Genomic DNA, 2,933 nt, shown 5'->3' with positions numbered 1-2,933 from the left:
GATTCGGGGCTGGCCGAGATCAAGGGTGGGAGTGGGCTTGCTCACGAAGGGGTTGGCACATTCAGCATCCATGTCGCCTGACATGACGCCTTCGCGAGCAGGCTCGCTCCCACAGTAGATTGGTGGTGGATGAAGGGTTCGGGGCTGGCCGAGATCGAAAGTGGGAGTGGGCTTGCTCACGAAGAGGCCGGAACATCCAGCATCCATGTCGACTGACCTGACGCCTTCGTCGGAACGCCGCCCGGAGCAAACCCGCTCCCACAGTGGATCTGCGTTACAGCGCTCAGTGGTGTTCCACTCCGGCGCGTTTCAACAGCTTCTTGCAGCGCTCGGACAGATGAAACACCTGCAACTCCTTGCCTGCCTTGGCGTAACGCTCGCGCAAGGTCTTCAGCGCGGCAATCGCGGAATAATCGACAAAGCTCAGATGCCGGCAATCCAGCGTGACTTTCGCCGGGTCATTGGCCGGGTCGAACTGGTTGAGGAACGGCGTCGTCGAGGCAAAAAACAGTGTGCCGTGCAGGCGATAGAGTTTGCTGCCGTCGGCTTCCAGATGTTCATCGGCGTACAACTCACGGGCCTGCTGCCAGGCAAAATTCAGGGCGGCAATGATGATCCCGCACAGCACAGCGGTGGCCAGATCGGTGAACACGGTAATGGTGGTCACCGCGATGATCACCAGCACATCGTTGAGCGGCACTTTGTTCAACACCCGCAACGAGGCCCAGGCGAAGGTCTGCTGCGAGACCACGAACATCACACCCACCAGCGCCGCCAGCGGAATGCGCTCGATCAGCGGCGACAGGAACAGGATGAACAACAGAATCAGCCCCCCCGCCACCACCCCGGACAAGCGTCCGCGTCCGCCGGAGCTGAGGTTGATCACGGTCTGGCCGATCATCGCGCAACCGCCCATGCCACCGAACGCACCGGAGACCATGTTCGCCGCACCCAGCGCCACGCACTCGCGATCCGGATAGCCACGGGTTTCGGTGATTTCGTCGGTGAGGTTGAGGGTCAGCAGGGTTTCCAGCAGGCCGACCAGCGCCATCAGAATCGCGTAGGGGGCGATGATGCGCAGGGTCTCCAGGTTCCACGGGATGTCCGGCAGCGCGAAGCTCGGCAGACCACCGGCGATGTGCGCCATGTCGCCGAGGGTGCGGGTCGGCAGGCCGAACAGGTAGACCAGCAGCCCCACGCCAAGGATCGCCACCAGTGCCGGCGGCACCGCGCGGGTCAGGCGCGGCAGGAGGTAGACGATGGCCATGGTCAGCACCACCAGCCCGGTCATCAGGTACAACGGCGTGCCGCTGAGCCAGTGTTCGCCGCTCTTGAAATGCTCCAGTTGCGCCAGCGCAATGATGATCGCCAGGCCGTTGACGAAGCCGAGCATCACCGGGTGCGGCACCATGCGCACCAGTTTGCCCAGACGCAACAAGCCGAACGCCATCATGATCAAGCCACCCAGCAACACCGTCGCCAGCAGGTATTGCACGCCGTGCTGCACCACCAGCGCGACAATCACCACCGCCATTGAACCCGCCGCCCCGGAGACCATCCCCGGCCGGCCGCCGAACAACGCGGTCAAGGTGCAGATGATGAAGGCACCGTACAGGCCCATCAGCGGATTGAGGTGGGCCACCAGCGCAAACGCAATGCATTCGGGCAACAAGGCAAACGAGGTGGTGAGTCCGGCCAGGACATCGGCGCGCAGACGTATCGGTTTCATGGCTTACCTGACTGACGGCCGACGAGCGCGGCCGCTGATATTCGTAAAAAAGTGGGGTGCGGATGGTACGGAATAGTTCGGAATCGGGCCAGCAATCGCTGACACCCATCGACGCGCGATTTATGCTGACGCGCTTCTGCCGCCACCGAGTACAACCATGACTGCATTGCTGACCGCCCGCGACGTTTGCCAACGCCTGCGCGAGGCCGCGCTGGGTGTGCGGCTATTCAACCTGTGCCCGTCGCCCGGCGACGCCGGCCTGATGGCCGTGGATATTGACGGCTGGCGCCTGTTGCTGGAGGTCGAGGGTGGGCGATTACATCATTGTGAACACTGCCACAGCCCGGAGGATGGCGATTGGTATTTCAACGCCCGCTATGGCACCGACCCGGTCAATCTGTTGAGTACCTGGGAACTGGCGCAGATCGAGAAATGGCTGGTCGAACAACAAACACAAGGACGGCTCGCGGAAGGCTGATTACAGCTTGGGCGAAGACGGTTGCTCAATGATGGCACTCTGCCCATAATTCGCCCCCCCTTATCCTCACGCAAGGAAACGCCGTGCAAAAGTCTCTGTTGTTGATCCCGATGCTGGCCGTGCTGCTGCAAGGCTGCGGCATGACCATGACCCGCTACGAGCCGAGCTACGAAAACGTCCAGAAGCTCAAGCAGACCCCGCCCCTGCACGCGATCAGCAATCCGCAAGTGAGTGCCGAGTCCGGCGAAGGCTCGCTGGTGGTACGGGCCAACCCGGTGCGCTCGCCATCCGGCAGCATCCCGGCGCACATTCAGGACGCGATCACTGAAGAGCTGCGCAAGGCCGGCCTGCTTGATCCGCAAGCCCAGCGTCAGTTGAAAGTGCTGGTAGTGAAGAACGAACTGTCGGCCGGCATGGGCACAGGCGACGGTCAGATCGCGGCACGCTTCACGCTGCTCAATGGCCAGGACGTGGTCTACGACGCGACCAAGAATGTCAGCAGCCAGTGGAGCAGCAGCTTCTTCGGTTTCATTGCGATTCCGAATGCGGTGAACGCTTACAACCCGATGCTGCGCGATTTGCTGAAAGAACTGTACAGCGATCCGCAGTTCATCCAGGCCCTGAAGTAAGGGCAAAAAAAGAGCCGCGATTGCGGCTAATGCCGATCAGTTAAGCGAACTCAATGCTCAAAGCATCGAAGATCAATAGTGGGAGCGGGCTTGCTTC

Annotated in this window: 3 protein-coding genes; 2 read left to right on the top strand and 1 reads right to left on the bottom strand. The window is 61.5% G+C overall.

The window, feature by feature from the left end:
* Positions 1–283 precede the first annotated feature (283 nt).
* Entirely contained in the window at positions 284–1,729 is a 1,446-nt protein-coding gene (locus PseAD21_RS29235) for a SulP family inorganic anion transporter (protein WP_102359165.1), read from the bottom strand.
* 157 nt (positions 1,730–1,886) lie between these two features.
* Here PseAD21_RS29235 and PseAD21_RS29230 point away from each other — a divergent pair, with 157 nt between their 5' ends.
* Together PseAD21_RS29230 and PseAD21_RS29225 are read left to right on the top strand one after the other, a co-directional pair.
* On the top strand, positions 1,887–2,207 hold the full coding sequence (locus PseAD21_RS29230) for a hypothetical protein (RefSeq protein ID WP_102359164.1): 321 nt from the start codon (positions 1,887–1,889) through the stop codon (positions 2,205–2,207).
* A gap of 83 nt (positions 2,208–2,290) precedes the next feature.
* Positions 2,291–2,836: a hypothetical protein gene (locus PseAD21_RS29225; RefSeq protein WP_102359163.1), complete on the top strand. Its 546-nt coding sequence runs from the start codon at positions 2,291–2,293 to the stop codon at positions 2,834–2,836.
* Positions 2,837–2,933: the final 97 nt, after the last annotated feature.

Origin of the sequence: Pseudomonas sp. AD21, assembly GCF_002878485.1 — a bacterium.
Classification (GTDB): Bacteria; Pseudomonadota; Gammaproteobacteria; order Pseudomonadales; family Pseudomonadaceae; genus Aquipseudomonas.
This window is presented reverse-complemented; position numbering and strand designations above follow the sequence as displayed.

Excerpts from the sequence above, each read along its gene's own strand:
- PseAD21_RS29235 (WP_102359165.1), bottom strand. The coding sequence starts at position 1,729 with ATGAAACCGATACGTCTGCGCGCCGATGTCCTGGCCGGACTCACCACC.
- PseAD21_RS29230 (WP_102359164.1), top strand. The coding sequence starts at position 1,887 with ATGACTGCATTGCTGACCGCCCGCGACGTTTGCCAACGCCTGCGCGAG.